Consider the following 18,709-nt stretch of genomic DNA (forward strand, 5'->3'; position numbering starts at 1 on the left):
AAAGGACGAAGAGTTTTATCTCTTCGTCCTTTTATATTACCCACGCCCAGCTTGAAACGATGGATATAACGTCATTCCACCATCTGCAAATAGCGTAATTCCGGTTACGTAACTCGCCTCTGATGAAGCAAGCCAAGTTGCTACTGCTGCGATTTCTTCAGGTTTTCCAATGTAGCCCATAGGTATCATACTTTCTACGTCAGCACGTTTTTTAGGATCAGCAAACTTTTCTGCATTGATTGGCGTATTAATTGCACCTGGTCCTATATTATTTACTCGAATACCTTTTGGCGCATACTCTAGCGCTAACGTTTCTGTCATCAGTTTAATACCACCCTTACTTGCTGCATAGTGCACAAATAGTGGCCACGGAATTTTCTCATGAACACTAGACATATTAATGACTGATCCTTTAATATCATGTTCTACAAAATATTTAATCGCTTCACGACTTCCTAAAAAAGCACCTGTTAAATTTGTATTAATTACCCTATTCCAATCTTCAAGCGGCATTTCATGCGACGGTACCGCGTTTTCTATCCCTGCATTATTAATCATAACGTCAAGCGTACCAAACTCTTTCACAGCAGATTGAATGAGATTCACAACATCCGATTCGACGGTTACATCACCTTTTACAGCAATCGCTTCGCCGCCTACCTTTTTAATTTCTTCTAACACATCATTCGCTTCTGATTCTCGTGAGCGATAATTAATAACCACTTTCGCTTTTTCCTTAGCAAACCTCACTCCCATCGCTCTTCCGAGACCAGTTGCTGATCCTGTAATAACGACAACTTTCCCTGCTAAATCACTATACATTTCCATACCTCCTTTAACTTTTGGCTATACCTAACATAATTCCGGCTGCGATAATAAAAACAATACCGACAACGATACCCGTTAATTGACGTTTCGTTTTCTTTTCACCTAATATAAGGATCCCACCAAGCGTGGAAATAATAATTCCCATTTGCGATAGCGAGAAACTTGTTGCTACTCCAACACGCGGCTGCGAAATGAATAAAAACATATTTCCAGCTGCCCAAATTAATCCTGGAATAATATTTCGAATTGCATATTTATTAAATGGATGATGTTTAAAGGTAAGCAAAATCCCACCTAACACCATACCAACTGCTTGTGGCAACAAAGCTGACCAACCATCTACGTTAAATAGTCTAATCACTACTACGTAAACTAAATAGCCGACTGTTGAAATTAATAAAATTACGATACCTCTTTTAAAGTTTGCTGCTTGCTCTGCATTCTTTTCTTCTTCACTTTGAAGCGATGTTAAAATAACACCGATAATAATACAAACGAGCGCTAAAATCCCAAGGACGACCGATATTGTCGTGGACCATTCATGAAATACGATAACGCCAAATAAAGTCGTCGCGACTAATTGAAGTCCTGTTGAAATTGGCATCGTCCTCGAAACACCCATTAAATCAATACTTTTCAATTGATTTGCCTGACCAAGCGCCCAAAATAAACCTGACACAACTCCAACTCCGATAACGGTAGGTGTTAATACTGGCTTCATAAAAATATAAACAACAATTGAGAAAATAAGTGCTCCAAACGTTGTTCCGAGCGTTTGACTATACGGTCCCCCGCCCAGTTTTACATTAAATAGCACAATACTTCCCCAAAATATAGCTGGTAAAATCGCTAAAAATATATCCATCACTCATTACCTTTCTTTACTAAATGCATAGGTTATCACTCTAAGTCATTAGAGTGAGCTTTTATTTTTTCTTTTTCCCGTTCACAAACTTTTTCTGCAATAGCGTCAGAAACATTCTTTTCTCGCTCCACTTTCTTTATCTTTACGTGATCTAAATGGTCTTCCAAAGTAAGCGTAACTTTATCGTTCGGGGGATTATGCGCTCCTTGAAATGTAAGAAATTGTAGCTTCACTTCATACCTAGGAACAAATTCATCTTTCTTGCCGAGACGCTTTATATTTATGACTGAAGCACATTCATATTGATCTTCTGTCACTTGTCTAATAACTGAATAGTACCTATTTGATAATGCACTCTCTAAAAGCTGTTCTCTTGATTCTTTCGCGAAAGAATCACTTGGAGAAGAGAAAAAAGACGCACATAGCATTGTCATAACTACACATATTTTTTTCATAATTCCCTCCTTGTTCTATAGATTAGTGTTCTCAAAACTGCCATAAAAAAACGACTTTCCCTATATAGGAAAGTCGTTTTAATGAATCCAATATTAACCACCGCTCACTGGTGGGATTAGTGCAACAACATCACCAGATTGGACCTTGTCATCTTCATTTGCATATTCTTCATTAATCGCAACCATAATTGGCTCTGAAACTGGTACATTATATTCGTTCGCAACAACATCTTTTAACTGTGCAACCGTAATATTTTCTTTCTCTATTTGTAATTCACTTGTCCCTGCTTCTTCTTGCAAGTGCGCAAATAACAATACTCGAATCATACTTATAGCTCCTTCCCAGGCTCTCCCGCCGGATATGGTGTTTTTTCTAATTGATCACCAATCCATGAGTCACCATCTTCCCAAAACTCCTTTTTCCAAATCGGAACAATTTGTTTTATGCGTTCCATAATATATTCGTTCGCTTCATAAGCCGCTTTACGGTGTGGTGTTGAAACAGCAACAACAACCGCTATATCAGAAATTTGCAACGTACCGATGCGATGTGTAATCGCAACATATGTACCCGGCCATTTCTCTTTCACTTCCAGGCCGATTTTCTCTAGCATCTTTTCTGCCATCGTTTTATAAGCGACATATTCTAAGTATAATGTACGACGCCCTTTCGTAAACTCTCTAACCGTTCCAATAAATGTTGTAACAGCACCGCATTCACGTCGAATTACTTTCTTCGTTACCTCTTCAATCGAGATTTCTGTATCAATTACTTCATAATATGTATTTGTCATTTCGCACTCCTAACCGTTTGTAAAAACCAGTCTATGTACAACTCTTCTTCTGTTATATGAAATACTTTATATTCTTCTCGTATATTTACTGGGACATCATACCACGTAATAACCGCCACTATATTTTCTACTTTATGTAAAAGCTCAGCATCTTCCGCAGAACGAAGTAACACTACTTTCGGGTAGTTCTCTTTTTTATAGCCCTCTATTAAAATTGTATCCACTTTAAAAAACTCATATAAGCGAATAATTTCTTGCAAGGACCATTTCTTTCTTAGTGAAGAAAGTGAAAGTAATCCAGCACCTTCTACACTACTTACGACAGCACCAGCTTTACGGTGTCTTTCGCTATCTTTTTGCGCTACTTCTGGAAAACCTCCGTGCCCGTGATGTTTAATTGTAGCAACTTTCATTTCGCTTTCGGCTAATGCATGCACAATTTTCTCTACAAGTGTCGTTTTTCCGCTATTTTGATACCCTACTATTTGTAAGATTGAAGGGGCTTCGCCCATGGCCACTCACATCCCTCAGAGTGCTCTAACAATAATACGGATACTTTCATTCCGGTCTCAAATCCTCTCGTTCCTCCGGGTAACACGATAAAAGCATTCGCATCTGCAAGTGAAGATACCGCACTCGATTTATCTAAACCAACCGGCATCGCTTGTAACGCCCCATCCACAATTGTTACGTTCGCTCTTACGAAACGAGTAAATGGATTTGGCTTCGGAAAATCTTTTTGTAAAATAGCATCCGCTCTATATACGTGAGGTTCCTTCGCATACAAATACGTTTTTATAATTGGATGCACAAATAATTCAAAGCCTACATAACAAGCAGACGGATTTCCTGATAAACCAAAGAGTAACTTTCCATCAACTTCAGCTACTGTCGTTACACTTCCGGGCCTCATGGCTATCTTATTAAAGAGTACATTTGCCTGTAATCTTTCATAAATAGCTGGTAAGTAGTCATAATCTCCTACTGATACACCGCCTGTTGTAATTAAAATGTCGACCTCATCGATCGCTGATTGAACAGCTGTAAAACATGCATCTAACTCATCCGCGAGTTGACCATAATAACGAACTTTCCCGCCAGCTTTCATAATTTGAGCTGCGATCATATACGAGTTACTATTTCTAATTTTCCCCGGTTCTAACGGCTCATGTACTTCTAATAATTCACTTCCTGTCGTTACAATACCGACAACAGGCTGTTTTACAACTTTCACCGTGCTATATCCAAACGTTGCTAGTAAGGCCGCAACACCTGGATTAATTGCAACACCTTTCTTAACGAGAACTTGATTTTGTTTTATATCTTCTCCTTTAAACGACACATTGTCACCGTTATTAAAAGGGCGTTTTAACTTCATATATGTTTTCCCGTTCTTCTCAAACCCTTCTGTCAGCTCTAGCATTACGACTGCATTGCAATCTTCTGGAATAGCTGCTCCTGTCATAATGCGAATTGCTTCAAAAGCTCCTACTTCCTCTAAAAAAACGGAACCCGCCCCGATTTCTCCTATTACTTCAAATTCAACTGGATTCTCTTGAGTTGCTTCTTTCGTATCTTCTGCTCGAATGGCGAAACCATCGTAAGGGGAACGATCAAAATGAGGAACGTCATGATCTGAGACAACATCTTCCCCGAGAATTCTCCCGTAACTTTCCGTAATAGAAATTTCTTCTACTTCACCATGCTTCGCATATTTCATTACCCGTTCTACTGCCTTAGCAACTTGAATTGGAATTCGTTTTTCTACCATCGTTTCTCACCTCATATTTGCAATTTTTTTTATCTCGATTAAACTTTATATATTCAATAGAAATTACTTCAAGGAGGAATTCCATGTCTTCATTTACACATTTCAATGACCAAGGACGCGCAAAAATGGTTGATATAAGCGACAAAAAAGCAACCGTTCGAACAGCAATTGCGTGCTCTAGCATTGTCGTTACGAAAGAAATTTACGATAAAATCTCTCACAATGAAATTGGGAAAGGTGACGTATTAGCAGTTGCGCAAATCGCAGGCATTATGGCCGCGAAACGTACTTCTGATATTATCCCAATGTGCCATCCTTTATTATTAAAAGGTGTTGACGTTTCTTTCGATTGGAAACAATCAGAAGAACAATATCGTTTACTCATTGAAGTAAAAGTTAAAACAGAAGGTAGCACCGGTGTTGAAATGGAAGCCTTAACAGCTGCTTCCGCTACCGCTCTTACTGTGTATGATATGTGTAAAGCTGTCGATAAAGGTATGATTATCGGCGAAACGTACTTACTTGAAAAAACAGGTGGAAAAAGTGGAGATTATACGAGAAATTCATAATCCTCTCTCCGTTGAGCCTAAAGGGTTTCCTTTAGGTTCAACCTATATATCTTGCATATAAACTTTTCGCTACATTCATATCATTCGTCCCATGAATGAACGCCCTGCCATCTGTAAATAAAACAAAACGATATTCTTCTACCGGAAATGATAATAAATAAGGTGTCGCCTTTATCTCTACGCTTCTTTGTAAGCGTTTTTTAATTTCTTCTAAATTAAAATTCTTCCGCACACCCGGGCGAATTTGTACTGTATTCCGCCCACATAACACTTCTGTTTTCGTTTGTCCTTCAAATGTTAAACTCGGATATGTACGTAACCTTCCGCAAGATAAACAAGTATCTTTTTTCTGCCTATTCACTTTAAATGCCATCTGTTGATTATTCCAAAGATCAAACGATAACATCGTTTCACGAAGCGCACCAAAGTCTTCTACTAATATTTTCAGCGCTTCCGTAATTTGATGCGCAACTACTAATTGTACTGCCGGTTGTATAATACCAGCTGTGTCACATGTTGCACCACTCGCTGGATGCTCCATTAAACAGCGAAAACACGGTGTTTTCCCTGGTAAAATTGTATACGTTACTCCGTAGCTTCCGACACACCCACCATATATCCACGGAATATTATACTTTTGTGAAATATCATTAATAAGAAGACGCGTTTCAAAATTATCTGTCGCATCTAATATTAAATCTACATCATTCACTAATTCTTCCATTTCTTGCACCGTTACATCCGTCACAACAGGAGTTATTTCCACCTCAGAATTAATCGCTCTTAAATGCTCTGCTGCCGCTACCGCCTTCGGTTTATACTGCTTTGCATCTTCTTCTGTATATAGTTGTTGTCTTTGTAAATTACTCCATTCTACATAATCACGGTCAGCAATCGTTACTTTTCCAACACCTGCTCTAACAATCGCTTCTGCATTTGCCGCACCGAGAGCACCAGCACCAATAATAAGCACATGCTTCTCTCTTATTTTTCTCTGTCCTTCTTCTCCAACACCAGAAAATAATATTTGTCTTGAATATCGCTCCTGCATGCGATAGCCCCCTTTCTTATCCTCCTATATAAGACATTTCGATTTTCGGACGATTTTTTGCACTTTCTTCTGTTCGTTCATCCGAATACCTATCTTTTCTATTCATCCATACATCTTGTATAACACTTAATAACTCCTCATCCGAAAGATTTCCTCTAAGAAGTTCTCTTACATCCAAACCCTCTGTCGCAAATAAGCACGTATAAAACTTTCCATCTGCCGAAATTCTCGCCCTCGTACAAGAGACACAAAATGACTCAGAAACAGATGTAATAAAACCAACTTCAACATTTGTTCCAACGTACCGATATCGCTTCGCAACTTCACCAAAGTAATGCGCTTCGGCTGGCTCAAGTGGATACATCTTATGAATCATCTCAATCAATTCTCGTTTTGTAACGACTTGATCAAAATTCCACCCATTTGTACTACCAACATCCATAAACTCAATAAACCGAAGCGTGATTCCTTGCTCTTTAAAATACGCAGCCATCGGAAGTACTTGATGATCGTTCATCCCTTTTTTTACAACCATATTTACCTTTACTTCCAGCCCCGCCTCTTTAGCTGCTATAATTCCCTTAATTACCGGTTTTGTATTAATATTTCGACCATTAATATTCTTAAATATGTCGTCATCTATTGCATCTAAACTAACATTCACTCTATGTAATCCAGCTTCTTTTAATGCCTTCGCTTGTTTCGTTAAATGTACAGCATTTGTCGTTAACCCTATATCTATTAGCCCATCAATTTTCACAAGACGTGCAATAAGTTTTGTTAAATCTTTACGAAGTAGTGGCTCACCGCCAGTAATTCTAATTTTTCGTACACCGATGTTAACAAATAATTTTGCCAAACGCTCAATTTCATCAAAGGTTAGTAAAAACTCATCTTTCAAAAAAGCATAATCTGGCCCAAATATTTCCGCTGGCATACAATATGTACATCTAAAATTGCAACGATCAATGACAGATATACGTAAATCTTGAAGTGGGCGTCCAAAAAAATCTTTAACCATCTCCTGCATCGCCACCCTCCCTTTCTGCCAAATTTCTTTCTTTTCATTCTATTATAATATATTTTCGAACTGCGATGTTTTTGCTCAAGAGAATAAAGTGAAACTTTAAATAATTAGAGGGGAGCCACTCCCCTGGTTAACGAGGTTTACTTACAAATACAAAGATAAAAAAACCTTGAAACATAAAAGTTTCAAGGTTTTCTGCTTATTAACTTAATCTAATAATAGTTAGGGTAGCCCCTGGCGTTGCTGTAGATAATGTAGCTACTGCAACTACTCCAAATAACTGTAAGCTAACAGCAGCTCCAGCAGGCAAGTTAGCGATTATTGTTGCACTAAATGAACCAGTAGCCACTGTCGGGGCATTTATCGTTCCCGCAAGCGGACTGCCATTTACAGTTATACGAGAACTTACAAGTAAACCTGCCGTTAAATTAATTGTATAGGCTATATAATAGTTTCCTGCATTCGCAACTGTAAATACAGTATTTCCACCACTAACGGTTATTCCTGGGCCAATATTTTGATTGTTCGGTAACGGTACGTTCGTACCCCCTAATAAAACGGAAATAGCGGTTCCTGATGTATTATTCGCAAACGCATACGTTGCAGTTGTACTAACTCCAGTCGCCCCGGTCGCTCCAGTGGCTCCAGCTCCGGTTGGACCTGTATCTCCAGTTGGACCTTGTGAACCGGTTGCTCCTGTAGCTCCCGTTGGACCTTGAATTCCTTGCGAGCCTTGAATTCCTTGTGGACCTGTCGCTCCGGTTGCTCCTGTAGCTCCCGTTGGACCTTGAATTCCTTGCGGGCCTTGAATTCCTTGTGGACCTGTCGCTCCGGTTGCTCCTGTAACTCCCGTTGGACCTTGAATTCCTTGCGGGCCTTGAATTCCTTGTGGACCTTGAATCCCTTGTGGACCTGTCGCTCCGGTTACTCCTGTAGCTCCCGTTGGACCTTGAATTCCTTGCGGGCCTTGAATTCCTTGTGGGCCTTGTGGGCCGGTCGGACCTATGTCACCTTGCGGACCTTGGATTCCCTGTGGGCCTTGTGCTCCGGTTGCCCCCGTCGTTCCTTGGATTCCTTGAGGACCTTGTGGACCTTGAATTCCTTGTGGGCCGGTTGGACCTATGTCGCCTTGTGGGCCTTGAATTCCTTGGGGACCTTGTGCTCCAGTTGCCCCCGTTACTCCTTGTATTCCTTGTGGACCTTGAATACCCTGTGGACCGGTTGGACCTATCTCTCCTTGAACACCTTGGATTCCTTGTGGACCCTGTAAACCCGTCACTCCGGTTGATCCCGTTGCTCCTGTTGCTCCTGTCACTCCAGTTGAGCCTGTCGCCCCGGTATCTCCTGTTACTCCTGTCGCACCTGTTGCTCCTGTCGGGCCAGGTGGTCCACCTGATGGACCTGTCACTCCTGCCGGACCTGATGGCCCCGTTGGGCCGGTCGGTCCTGCTGGGCCTCCTGACGGGCCTGTCACCCCTGTTGGACCGGTTACTCCTGTTGGACCGGTTGATCCTTCTCCCGTCGCTCCGGTTGATCCCGTTTCTCCTGTTGCTCCCGTCGGACCTTGCACTCCTTGAATTCCTTGTGGTCCCTGCACTCCTTGTGCTCCTGTTGCTCCTTGAATCCCTTGTATACCTTGCACTCCTTGTGCGCCCATCGGACCTGTTGGACCAATCGCCCCTTGTATACCTTGCACTCCTTGGGGCCCCTCTGGACCTGTTGCTCCTATTTCCCCTTGTATCCCTTGAATTCCAGTTGCTCCTTGTGCTCCTGTTGCTCCCGTTATCCCTTGCACACCTTGTATTCCCTGTATTCCTTGTGGACCTTGTGGGCCTGTTGCTCCTACCGGTCCTTGAATGCCTTGTATCCCTTGAGGACCCTCAGGACCTGTTGCTCCAACTGGCCCTGGCACACCTTGTATTCCTTGCGGGCCCTGAAGTCCCTCTGGGCCTTCTGGACCTGTTGGACCTATCTCTCCTTGTATCCCTTGGATTCCAGTTGGACCTTGTGGCCCAGTCGGACCTATGTCACCTTGCGGACCTTGGATTCCCTGTGGGCCTTGTGCTCCTGTTCCCCCTGTCGCTCCTTGGATTCCTTGAGAACCTTGTGGGCCTTGAATTCCTTGTGGGCCTGTTGGACCTATGTCACCTTGTGGGCCTTGAATCCCTTGCGGACCTTGATCTCCAGTGGCCCCCGTTACTCCTTGAATTCCTTGGGGACCTTGAACACCTTGGGGACCCGTCGGACCTATCTCTCCCTGCACACCTTGGATTCCTTGCGGACCTTGTAAACCCGTCACTCCGGTTGCTCCCGTTTCTCCTGTCGCTCCTGTCACTCCAGTTGAGCCCGTCGCCCCGGTATCCCCTGTTACTCCTGTCGCCCCAGTTGCTCCTGTCGGGCCAGGTGGTCCACCAGATGGACCAGTCACTCCCGCCGGACCTGATGGCCCCGTTGGGCCGGTCGGTCCTGCTGGTCCTCCAGATGGTCCTGTTACCCCTGTCGGACCAGTTACTCCTGTTGGGCCTGTAGTGCCTTCTCCTGTCGCCCCAGTTGCTCCCGTATCTCCTGTTGCACCCGTCGGACCTTGAATTCCTTGTATTCCTTGAGCACCTTGCACTCCTTGTGCACCTGTTGGGCCTTGAATCCCTTGTATTCCTTGCACTCCTTGTGCGCCCATTGGACCTGTTGGACCAATCGCCCCTTGAGCACCTTGCACTCCTTGGGGACCCTCTGGACCCGTTGCTCCTATTTCTCCTTGTATACCTTGAATTCCAGTTGCTCCTTGTACTCCTGTTGCTCCCGTTATCCCTTGCACACCTTGAATTCCCTGAATTCCTTGGGGACCTTGTGAGCCTGTTGCTCCTACCGGTCCTTGAATTCCTTGTATCCCCTGTGGCCCCTCTGGACCCGTTGCTCCAGCTGGCCCCGGTACTCCTTGTATTCCTTGCGGGCCCTGAAGTCCCTCTGGGCCTTCTGGACCTGTTGGTCCTATATCGCCCATTGGACCTTGTATCCCTTGAACTCCTTGTGGTCCTGTTGCTCCTGATGGCCCTGGTACTCCTTGTATTCCTTGTGGACCTTGATCTCCTGTTGCTCCTGTGGCCCCTTGAGGACCTATAGCCCCCTGTATCCCTTGCGGACCTTGATCTCCTGTTGCTCCCGTTATCCCTTGAATACCTTGAACTCCTTGAATTCCTTGTTCACCAGTTACTCCCGTCGGACCAGGAATACCTTGAATCCCCTGCGGTCCTTCTGAACCTGTTGGGCCAATTGGCCCTTGAATTCCTTGTATTCCTTGCAAGCCCTGTGCTCCCGTACTTCCAGTCGGACCTGTAGTTCCCGTTGCTCCTGTTACCCCTGTACTTCCTGTAGCCCCAGTACTCCCCGTTGCTCCAGTCGCACCTGTACTTCCACTCGGTCCGCCACCCGGACCTGTCGCACCAGTTGGCCCTGTCGGACCAGGAGGTCCTCCAGATGGTCCAGTTATTCCAGTTGGACCTGTTATTCCAGTCGGTCCTGTTATTCCTTGACCAGTTGCTCCAGTCGCTCCGGTTGCACCTGTATTTCCACTCGGTCCTTGTATCCCTTGTGCTCCTTGTATTCCTTGTGGACCAGTTGCACCCGGTAACCCTTGGACGCCTTGAATTCCTTGAGGTCCCTCAGGTCCCGTCGCTCCAATTGGCCCCTGTAATCCCTGTATCCCCTGTATACCTTGTGCCCCAGTCGCTCCCGTTGGACCAATCGGACCTTGTAACCCTTGCACACCTTGAGGTCCTGTCGCTCCAGTTTCTCCTTGTGGTCCTCTCAATCCTTGTGGCCCCTGCTGTCCTTCTGGTCCAGTTGCACCTATTGGCCCAACTGATCCTTGTATCCCTTGCACACCTTGAGGTCCTGTCGGGCCCATCTCCCCCATCGGACCTTGTAATCCTCTTGGTCCTTGAGGTCCTGTTGGGCCTTGTGGACCAGTTGGACCAGTAATCCCTATACCTGTAAATCCAGTTGGAACAGGGGGGAAAGTAGGCCCAATAAGTTCGGGTGGAATTCTAAAATTAGAGCTTAACGAATTTTGCTTCCGATTATTATCACGATTCTTCACACTTTCACCACCTACAAACCGTCTTTTTCATAATAAATAAGCCTCTTCTTAATCTATTTACAAAAATAATTTCCAAGACTATTTTTATTTTAAATAATAAAAACTCCCTTAATGCCTTAAGGGAGTCCTGCAATTGAATCCATATTATCTGTATTAGGGACAGCTTGTGCTATACCCGATGCATTTACACTTTGCCCCATATTTGTTCCTGTTACAGTACCAGCAGGAGTGCCTCTTGTATATGTTGTTGTGACAGAATCTCCTGGTTGTAAACAAAGCTTTGTCTCCGTCCCTATTACTGTAACAACATCAATCCAAGTGCATCCCATCGAACCACTATATGATTTCGAAGCAGTAAATGAAGTATCACTCAAATTATCACCGGTAAATATATTTCCAGTATTATTAACAATAACAAATTCTTTTATATGCGCAGGCATAATTACACTCTACCTTTCCTTTATGAACCTAACGTACGTGTACTTGTTGCCAAAGGCGGAAGAAATACCGATGTTCTAATCACCGCTTCTGGCTGCCTTTTTCCATTTAAAAAAATAGCCGCACTCGATCCTCCAGCACCTGCATATACTTTTGCCACAGCTAAAGGCGAGATATCATAACAGTCACCGACATTAACAGCGCCTGTATTATTAATAATTTTCACTTTACGCAAATTAATTCCCATTTCCCCCTCCTCCTTTTTTATACTGTATGCAAAAGAAAAAAACTTGAAACAGACTCGTTTCAAGTTTTTAACTATTAACTATTTCGTTTCACCTTCATATTGAAGCATACCGCCAACCATGTTCACTGTTTTAAACCCTTGCTCATTTAAATAATGACATACATTTTCACTGCGCATTCCTGAACGACAAATAAAGATATATTCATTCTCTTTATTAAAGAAATCTACTTTATGTGGGATATCGCCCATTTTAATATGTACAGCTTCTGGAATCTTTCCTGCCGCTACTTCTTCATCTTCTCTTACGTCTACTAGAAATAACGTTTCTCCATTTTCTAAACGCTCTTGTACCTCTTCTGTAGTAATTGTTTTAACTTCTGTCATATGTAGTTCCTCCTTATATACAATAAAACCTTTAGTTTCTTTTTCACAAACATTCTCTACCAATTTTAGCACGCAAAAGAAAGAACGCAAAGAATCGAAAAACTATTTCTCAATTTTCTCGCAAAACTTATTCTTTACAAACATAACTCTTGCATTGTATCCTCAATATACTTGTCTTATGAAAGGAGCCAATGAAAATGACACTTTCCCTTTTCATAATGGGCATCATTTTCTTAATCGCTGCAATTATTACTCTTAGTATGAAAAATACTAAAAAAATAAAATCACCCCAAGAAATGTCATTCTTATTTCTATTGCTTAGTATCGCATTCTTCGGTATAGCAATTGCCACATATATTTTCCGTCTACAAATCATGTGAAAAAAGGTGCCTACTACAAACATTGCACCTTTTCCCCATCATTTGTCTTCTAAACAAAACTAGATACTTTCCGATTTAAAAATTCATAAACTTTCTTTTCAAATAAATGAATATCAAATGCTCCCGCCATATGCCCATTTATACTTTCTATCTCATACACTTCCGCATACTTCCCTTGTTTTTGCAAAATATCTACCATTTTATAGTTGTAACGAGACGGCTGAAGCAAATCTTGTTTACATGGAATCATAAGTACATTCGCTTCTATGTTAGAAAGAGATTCTTCTAGTGAAGAAAACCCATGTGCAATATCATGCAATAAAACTGCCTTTGCAGTATACATCCATGAATTTGCATCTACTAACTCTATACTTGTATATGTCGCTTTATTTATTTCTTTTTCAAATGATGTTAGTGTAGAAAACTTTTCATAAGGTTCTACCTCTATACTGTTACGAGGAAATGCCATTTCATAAAAATACTCATCAAACGCGTTCATAAACATCATTCTATTTGCTAAATGAAGCCCCTTTATCGGCTGCTCTTCTCCATATTTTCCATCTTTCCAACTTGGATCCAGTTGAATTGCTTCAATCGCATTTTGCGCTACATTTACTGACGTAACAATTGGATTTTGTGGGTTCGTAATAACGCCAATCATCCGCTCTACCATATGTGGATAGTGAACCGCCCATTGTTGTGCAATCATTCCCCCTGCCGACGGTCCAATTACAGCGTGTAACCTTGAAATTCCCATACCTTTTATTAACTCATATTGCATACGAGCTACATCAAGAAATGTAAAAACCGGAAAATCCATAGCATATTCTTCTCCAGTTTCTGGATTAATCGATTTCGGTCCTGTTGTAATCACATATGGATTTCTCACCTGCACATTACAAAGATTATCTGTACATATAACAAAATACTTATTTGTATCAATTGCTTTTCCAGCTCCAATGAGCCCATCCCACCAACCAGACTCCTCATCATGCACTGTATATTTTCCTGCCGCATGACTTGTTGCACTAAAATAATGACAAACCAAAATCACATTTGACCTTTCTCTATTTAAAGTGCCATATGTCTCGTATCCCATTTGAACAGGAATTTCCCTGCCATTTTCAAACGTAAACTCTTTTAAAACAAACTTCTCCTTTTTTACAATTTGCACAGACTCTTCCTCTCCCCGTTATAGTATGAACTGCTTACTAAAGATTTTTTTCTATGCAAACTAATCTCCTTCTTCTTTTCATAAATAAATGAATAATATACAAAATTAGCCACAAAATAGCACTATATTACAAGATTAAAGAGGGCATACACATGATTTGGAATTGGCTACGTAAGAAAAAAAAATCAAATAAACTAGAAGCAAACGAAACAGATAATCAGGAGCAGCATTCTAACAATGCAGAGGATGATAACAAAGAACAGACTAGAAGTATGAAACATAATAAAGGTAAAAATAACGAGCAAAAAGATTCCTCTCAGGATAAGCAACAAAGCGCTAAACAGGAGGATTCCTCTCAAGATAAGCAACAAAGTGCTAAACAAGAGGATTCCTCTCAGGATAAGCAGCAAAGTTCTAAACAAGATGATTCTTCTCAGGATAAGCAGCAAAGTTCTAAACAGGAGGATTCCTCTCAAGATAAACAACAAAGTGCTAAACAAGAGGACTCTTCTCAGGATAAGCAACAAAACTCTAAACAGGAGGATTCCTCTCAAGATAAGCAACAAAGTACTAAACAAGAGGATTCCTCTCAAGATAAACAACAAGGTGCTAAACAAGGTGATTCGTCTCAAGATAAACAACAAAACGCTAAGCAAGATGAACCTTCTCAAAGTAAGCAACAAAACTCTAAAGGTAATAGTATTTATGATTTTACGAAACCAGAAAAAGACCGTATCCATTCTTTACAAAATTTAATAGAGAAGCTGAAAAAATCTAGTGATTTTGTGAATTATCATACATCCGACGATGAAACGATGCCTTATTGGATTTCTTACTATCGTCCTTCGCTTGATGGAGAGAAATTACAAAAATATTTAATGCCTACTCTTTTGGAACGACCTAATGCTTCACTAGAAGAGCTGAAAGAACATATTCCAATGAGCGGCATTACAATTACAAACGACTTACAGAAAATTGAGGATATGGTTTTAAAGGGGCATGCGATTATTCAATTGAATCAGCAAGATCAAAAATGTATGCTTGCAAACATTGCAATTGATAATTATCGTGCACCAACCCCTCCTTTAAACGAATCAACTGTTATTGGTCCGCAAGAAGGTTTCGTAGAGGATATTGATACAAACATTAATTTAGTTCGAAAACGTCTTCCTGTTTTAGATTTACAAACAAAAGAAATGATTATTGGCGAGTTTTCAAAAACAAAAGTTGTCATGATGTATTTAGACAACCTCGCTGAAAAAGAGAATATAGATTTTCTCGACGAGTCATTACGCGCTCTTGAATATGATCAAATTAATGATAGTGCTTATTTACAAGAATTAATGGGTGAAAAATCGATTTTCCCTCTCTATATCAATACAGAACGTACTGATAGAGTTACAAAAGCACTAATTGATGGAAAAATCGCTATTTTTGTTGATGGTTCTCCAAGTGTTTTACTAACACCTGTATCCTATTTCGATTTTTTCATTTCACCAGAAGACTATAACGTCTCCTGGATGTACGCTACATTTTCAAGGATTTTACGCCTTATCGCCGTTCTATTCTCGATATGTGCTACACCGTTATACGTTGCAGTTTTAAATTATCATTATGAACTTATTCCGAGTGATTTACTTGAAACTTTGATTTTATCAAGGGCACAAGTACCATTCCCACCTTTAATTGAAGCGCTCTTTCTAGAACTCGCAATCGATTTATTAAGAGAAGCCGGGGCGAGGTTACCGATGAAAGTTGGGCAAACACTCGGTATTGTAGGCGGTATCGTAATCGGGCAAGCATCTGTACAAGCTGGGTTAACGAGTAATATTTTATTAATTATCGTTGCACTATCAGCACTCGCTTCTTTTATTACACCTATTTATAAAATGGGTAATGCTGTTCGATTACTACGTTTCCCGTTTCTAGCATTCGCGGAAATAGGGGGGCTTTTCGGTATCTCTCTTGGGTTTATCTTTTTATTTACCCATCTATTTAGACTTACTTCCTTACGTAAACCGTACGCTTTGTTTTATCCGACAAGACAACAATCTGTTAAAGACTCTTGGATTCGTTTCCCGTTAACAATGATCGATACAAGAGATGTACAAGCAAGACCACAACATGTAAAAAAAGCTGCTAAAGGAATTTCAACAAAACATAGATCAGACTTTGATGATTAAGAGATGAGGTGCATTGATGAGTAAAGTTCAAGAAAAATATCAAATATCTCCTATCTTTGTTTTCTTCTTAATTCACGGTGCACAGTTTGGAGCTGGCGTTCTCGGATTTGCTCGAATCACCGCAAAGGCCGCTGGATACGACGGCTGGATCGGCGTTCTAATCACAGGACTCTGTATCCATCTCCTTATATGGATGATGTATTTTTTATTAAAAGAAACAAATGGAAATTTAATTGATTTACAACGACAAACGTTTGGAAAGTGGATAGGGAATATCTTTAATATCATCTTTGCAGCTTATTTTTTAATCGTCAGTATTTCGGTCATTCGAACGTATGTTGAAATTATTCAAGTATGGATGTTCCCAACTGCTTCCACGTGGATGTTAACACTCTTTTTATGCTTAGTTAGCTATTACATTGTCTCTTCTGGATTTCGTGTCATTACCGGTATTTGCGTCATCTCTGTTGGTGGTACATTGGGATATTTATTTTTAAGCTTATTCGTTTTGAAATATTCACATTGGGAGAATTTACTGCCTATATTCACACATTCTTTTTCAGACATTTTAAAATCCGCTCAAGTGTCAATCTACAGTATGACTGGTTTTGAGATTTACCTCATGGTGTATCCATTTGTGAAAAAGCCTATGCAATCTCATAAATACGCTCAGCTTGGAGCACTATTTTCAAATCTTCTATATTTATTTAGCACTCTTTTAGCCTTTTCGTTTTTTAGTGAAAAACAATTGCTAAAAACGATATGGGCCCAACTTTCTATGACCCAAGTTGTTCAATTACCATTCATAGAAAGGCTAGAATATATCGCAATTTCAGCTTATGCCCTCGTTATCATTACAAGTTTTATTCTACCTTTGTGGGCGGCAACGAGAGCAACGCACGAAATATTCCGTGTAAAACAAAGAGGTGTTTTAATCGCTTTTATGTTTATCACCCTCATTGTTTCACAACTTCTAACAAACAGACACGATATTAATAATTTTATTAGTAATGCATCAAAAGGAAGCTTTTGGCTCATTTATGTATACATCCCAATTCTATTTATTATTGTGTGGGTGAAAAGAAAATGGAAAAAATCAAAAGAAAATTAATACTTATCTCTTGTATAGCACTCTTTAGTCTAACTGGATGTTTACAAAAAAATATTATCGATGACGTACACCTTATCCAAGGAACTGTCTTCGATGTAGCAAAAGATAATAAAATAAAGGTAACATTTGTTTGTCCTATTCAGCAAAAAGGAAACAAAGTTCAAGTTTTTGAAGGAACAGCAAATGCGGTAAAACAAGTAAAAGCTGACACATCTTTAGAGTCTTCTCAACCATTTGCTAGCGGGCAAATGCGGGTTGCTCTATTTACCACCCGAATTGCTAAGAAAGGAATGGTTGCTTCCTTCGATACATTAATTCGTGATGTAAACATCGGGAATGCCTTATATGTTGCTTTACTTGAAGGTAATGGTACTGAACTTTTAAAAGGAAAGTACACGACTTCATCCAACGTTGCAATTTATATAAAAAAAATGCTAGAACATAATATGGAGACCGGTCCTTTACCAACAGATAATCTGCATATAGGAGCATTCCGTTATTATCAAGAAGGGCAAGACTACTATATTCCAATTTTAAAGAAACATGGTGATAAAATAAAAATAACGGGAATTGGTCTTTTTAAAAAGGATAAATATGTTGGTAAAATTGCAGAAAAAGATATGTTTATATTCAAAGGACTTTTAGAAAAACATAAGTTAGATTCACATGAATTTAAAGCAGATCCTGGGTACGTAATGATTAATAATATTCGTTCTGTTCCAACATACGATATAAAAATAAAAAATGGTAAGCCTTCCTTTTCCATACATGTTAAACTTGAGGCTCGTATTCAAGAAGTATCGAAACAGATTAACTTAGAGAATGCTAAGAATACAAAAAAGATTGAGAAGGTCGTTCAAAAACAATTGGAGACACAAGGTAAGAAATTAATTAAGCATTTTAAATCTCTAGATGTCGACCCTCTTGGGCTAGGAGCTAAATATAAGCAACATTATCGTCCATTCAAATTAGAAGAGTGGAAACAAATGTACAAAGATGTTCCCGTTACTATAAAATATACCGTAGACATTACAAATTCTGGTGTAATTGAATGAGAAATGATTGAACTCCTCTCTCCAGCATGATACAACGGAGAGAGGAGTTTTTATTTTAGATAGAGAGAGAAGATATTTATGGGGGAGCTTATGTCTAAAAAATTAGTAAAGCCTATTTTAAATGGTATTTTATTTCTCGCCGTCTTTTTATTTGCTCATACATACTTAAAAAATGTTTCCTTCACACGTTATTTACTTGTCGTTATACCAATGTTACTCGTTGGTATATTCGGTATTGATCTTATTTTATCTATTTTAATTAAGAAAGAAGAATAACGAGC

At 40.3% G+C, this 18,709-nt stretch carries 20 protein-coding genes; 6 read left to right on the plus strand and 14 right to left on the minus strand.

Annotation, left to right across the window (positions count from 1 at the left end):
- Positions 1-36: 36 nt before the first annotated feature.
- The 7 genes from NST90_RS22340 to moeA form a co-directional block, all read right to left on the minus strand.
- Positions 37-822 (minus strand): glucose 1-dehydrogenase, encoded by a 786-nt coding sequence (locus tag NST90_RS22340; RefSeq protein ID WP_000286673.1) that lies wholly within the window; start codon positions 820-822, stop codon positions 37-39.
- A 13-nt stretch (positions 823-835) separates the two neighbouring features.
- Positions 836-1,693, minus strand: coding sequence for a glucose uptake protein GlcU (gene glcU, locus NST90_RS22345; protein ID WP_000350861.1), 858 nt, complete (start codon positions 1,691-1,693; stop codon positions 836-838).
- 35 nt (positions 1,694-1,728) lie between these two features.
- A complete protein-coding gene (locus NST90_RS22350) occupies positions 1,729-2,148 on the minus strand; it encodes a DUF3888 domain-containing protein (RefSeq protein ID WP_000717684.1) in 420 nt (139 codons plus the stop codon).
- 93 nt (positions 2,149-2,241) lie between these two features.
- A complete protein-coding gene (gene moaD / locus NST90_RS22355) occupies positions 2,242-2,475 on the minus strand; it encodes a molybdopterin converting factor subunit 1 (RefSeq protein ID WP_000621777.1) in 234 nt (77 codons plus the stop codon).
- Positions 2,476-2,477: 2 nt separating this feature from the next.
- Positions 2,478-2,942, minus strand: coding sequence for a molybdopterin synthase catalytic subunit MoaE (gene moaE / locus NST90_RS22360; protein ID WP_000185943.1), 465 nt, complete (start codon positions 2,940-2,942; stop codon positions 2,478-2,480).
- Entirely contained in the window at positions 2,939-3,454 is a 516-nt protein-coding gene (gene mobB, locus NST90_RS22365; RefSeq protein ID WP_000503325.1) for a molybdopterin-guanine dinucleotide biosynthesis protein B, read from the minus strand. Before mobB ends, moaE begins: the two co-directional genes overlap by 4 nt.
- Positions 3,424-4,713, minus strand: a complete 1,290-nt coding sequence (moeA, locus tag NST90_RS22370; protein ID WP_000229713.1) for a molybdopterin molybdotransferase MoeA — start codon at positions 4,711-4,713, stop codon at positions 3,424-3,426. Before moeA ends, mobB begins: the two co-directional genes overlap by 31 nt.
- An 83-nt stretch (positions 4,714-4,796) precedes the next feature.
- Between moeA and moaC the strand changes: the two genes are divergently transcribed.
- Positions 4,797-5,282, plus strand: a complete 486-nt coding sequence (gene moaC, locus NST90_RS22375; protein ID WP_000094146.1) for a cyclic pyranopterin monophosphate synthase MoaC — start codon at positions 4,797-4,799, stop codon at positions 5,280-5,282.
- A 37-nt stretch (positions 5,283-5,319) separates the two neighbouring features.
- On the opposite strand, the gene NST90_RS22380 is transcribed toward moaC, so the two are convergent.
- The 6 genes from NST90_RS22380 to NST90_RS22405 all read right to left on the minus strand — a co-directional run bounded on the left by NST90_RS22380 (position 5,320) and on the right by NST90_RS22405 (position 12,525).
- Positions 5,320-6,333: a molybdopterin-synthase adenylyltransferase MoeB gene (locus tag NST90_RS22380; protein ID WP_001158105.1), complete on the minus strand. Its 1,014-nt coding sequence runs from the start codon at positions 6,331-6,333 to the stop codon at positions 5,320-5,322.
- 16 nt (positions 6,334-6,349) lie between these two features.
- Positions 6,350-7,363, minus strand: a complete 1,014-nt coding sequence (gene moaA / locus NST90_RS22385) for a GTP 3',8-cyclase MoaA (protein ID WP_001157114.1) — start codon at positions 7,361-7,363, stop codon at positions 6,350-6,352.
- A 199-nt stretch (positions 7,364-7,562) separates the two neighbouring features.
- Positions 7,563-11,456 carry a BclA-related collagen-like exosporium protein gene (locus tag NST90_RS22390; RefSeq protein ID WP_000796081.1) on the minus strand — a complete coding sequence of 1,298 codons (3,894 nt, stop codon included), beginning with the start codon at positions 11,454-11,456 and terminating at the stop codon, positions 7,563-7,565.
- Positions 11,457-11,572: 116 nt separating this feature from the next.
- Positions 11,573-11,896: a hypothetical protein gene (locus NST90_RS22395; protein ID WP_001110852.1), complete on the minus strand. Its 324-nt coding sequence runs from the start codon at positions 11,894-11,896 to the stop codon at positions 11,573-11,575.
- Between the two features lie 20 nt (positions 11,897-11,916).
- Complete coding sequence (locus tag NST90_RS22400; protein WP_000512463.1) at positions 11,917-12,141, minus strand: spore germination protein; 225 nt, start codon at positions 12,139-12,141, stop codon at positions 11,917-11,919.
- 78 nt (positions 12,142-12,219) lie between these two features.
- Positions 12,220-12,525 carry a rhodanese-like domain-containing protein gene (locus tag NST90_RS22405; protein WP_000141207.1) on the minus strand — a complete coding sequence of 102 codons (306 nt, stop codon included), beginning with the start codon at positions 12,523-12,525 and terminating at the stop codon, positions 12,220-12,222.
- Positions 12,526-12,722: 197 nt separating this feature from the next.
- On the opposite strand from NST90_RS22405, the gene NST90_RS22410 reads away from it, so the two are divergent.
- A complete protein-coding gene (locus tag NST90_RS22410; RefSeq protein WP_000175905.1) occupies positions 12,723-12,905 on the plus strand; it encodes a hypothetical protein in 183 nt (60 codons plus the stop codon).
- A 49-nt stretch (positions 12,906-12,954) separates the two neighbouring features.
- On the opposite strand, the gene NST90_RS22415 is transcribed toward NST90_RS22410, so the two are convergent.
- Complete coding sequence (locus tag NST90_RS22415) at positions 12,955-14,079, minus strand: homoserine O-acetyltransferase (RefSeq protein ID WP_001167623.1); 1,125 nt, start codon at positions 14,077-14,079, stop codon at positions 12,955-12,957.
- Positions 14,080-14,231: 152 nt separating this feature from the next.
- Between NST90_RS22415 and NST90_RS22420 the strand changes: the two genes are divergently transcribed.
- The 4 genes from NST90_RS22420 (at position 14,232) to NST90_RS22435 (ending at position 18,704) form a co-directional block, all read left to right on the plus strand.
- Positions 14,232-16,262 (plus strand): spore germination protein, encoded by a 2,031-nt coding sequence (locus NST90_RS22420; RefSeq protein ID WP_080342276.1) that lies wholly within the window; start codon positions 14,232-14,234, stop codon positions 16,260-16,262.
- Between the two features lie 16 nt (positions 16,263-16,278).
- The gene (locus NST90_RS22425; protein WP_025710018.1) at positions 16,279-17,373 is read left to right on the plus strand and encodes a spore germination protein; all 1,095 of its coding nucleotides are present in this window, start codon (positions 16,279-16,281) and stop codon (positions 17,371-17,373) included.
- A complete protein-coding gene (locus NST90_RS22430; RefSeq protein ID WP_000411372.1) occupies positions 17,349-18,428 on the plus strand; it encodes a Ger(x)C family spore germination protein in 1,080 nt (359 codons plus the stop codon). Before NST90_RS22425 ends, NST90_RS22430 begins: the two co-directional genes overlap by 25 nt.
- A 90-nt stretch (positions 18,429-18,518) precedes the next feature.
- Complete coding sequence (locus NST90_RS22435) at positions 18,519-18,704, plus strand: hypothetical protein (RefSeq protein ID WP_000038775.1); 186 nt, start codon at positions 18,519-18,521, stop codon at positions 18,702-18,704.
- The last annotated feature ends 5 nt before the right edge of the window (positions 18,705-18,709 follow it).

It is taken from the genome of Bacillus sp. FSL E2-8900, from assembly GCF_037966225.1.
Taxonomy (GTDB): Bacteria; Bacillota; Bacilli; order Bacillales; family Bacillaceae_G; genus Bacillus_A; species Bacillus_A cereus.

Bases quoted from the DNA above. Each gene is read 5' to 3' on its own strand.
- NST90_RS22340 (WP_000286673.1), bottom strand. From the start codon at position 822: ATGTATAGTGATTTAGCAGGGAAAGTTGTCGTTATTACAGGATCAGCA.
- glcU (WP_000350861.1), bottom strand. From the start codon at position 1,693: ATGGATATATTTTTAGCGATTTTACCAGCTATATTTTGGGGAAGTATT.
- NST90_RS22350 (WP_000717684.1), bottom strand. From the start codon at position 2,148: ATGAAAAAAATATGTGTAGTTATGACAATGCTATGTGCGTCTTTTTTC.
- moaD (WP_000621777.1), bottom strand. From the start codon at position 2,475: ATGATTCGAGTATTGTTATTTGCGCACTTGCAAGAAGAAGCAGGGACA.
- moaE (WP_000185943.1), bottom strand. From the start codon at position 2,942: ATGACAAATACATATTATGAAGTAATTGATACAGAAATCTCGATTGAA.
- mobB (WP_000503325.1), bottom strand. From the start codon at position 3,454: ATGGGCGAAGCCCCTTCAATCTTACAAATAGTAGGGTATCAAAATAGC.
- moeA (WP_000229713.1), bottom strand. From the start codon at position 4,713: ATGGTAGAAAAACGAATTCCAATTCAAGTTGCTAAGGCAGTAGAACGG.
- moaC (WP_000094146.1), top strand. From the start codon at position 4,797: ATGTCTTCATTTACACATTTCAATGACCAAGGACGCGCAAAAATGGTT.
- NST90_RS22380 (WP_001158105.1), bottom strand. From the start codon at position 6,333: ATGCAGGAGCGATATTCAAGACAAATATTATTTTCTGGTGTTGGAGAA.
- moaA (WP_001157114.1), bottom strand. From the start codon at position 7,363: ATGCAGGAGATGGTTAAAGATTTTTTTGGACGCCCACTTCAAGATTTA.
- NST90_RS22395 (WP_001110852.1), bottom strand. From the start codon at position 11,896: ATGCCTGCGCATATAAAAGAATTTGTTATTGTTAATAATACTGGAAAT.
- NST90_RS22400 (WP_000512463.1), bottom strand. From the start codon at position 12,141: ATGGGAATTAATTTGCGTAAAGTGAAAATTATTAATAATACAGGCGCT.
- NST90_RS22405 (WP_000141207.1), bottom strand. From the start codon at position 12,525: ATGACAGAAGTTAAAACAATTACTACAGAAGAGGTACAAGAGCGTTTA.
- NST90_RS22410 (WP_000175905.1), top strand. From the start codon at position 12,723: ATGACACTTTCCCTTTTCATAATGGGCATCATTTTCTTAATCGCTGCA.
- NST90_RS22420 (WP_080342276.1), top strand. From the start codon at position 14,232: ATGATTTGGAATTGGCTACGTAAGAAAAAAAAATCAAATAAACTAGAA.
- NST90_RS22425 (WP_025710018.1), top strand. From the start codon at position 16,279: ATGAGTAAAGTTCAAGAAAAATATCAAATATCTCCTATCTTTGTTTTC.
- NST90_RS22430 (WP_000411372.1), top strand. From the start codon at position 17,349: ATGGAAAAAATCAAAAGAAAATTAATACTTATCTCTTGTATAGCACTC.
- NST90_RS22435 (WP_000038775.1), top strand. From the start codon at position 18,519: ATGTCTAAAAAATTAGTAAAGCCTATTTTAAATGGTATTTTATTTCTC.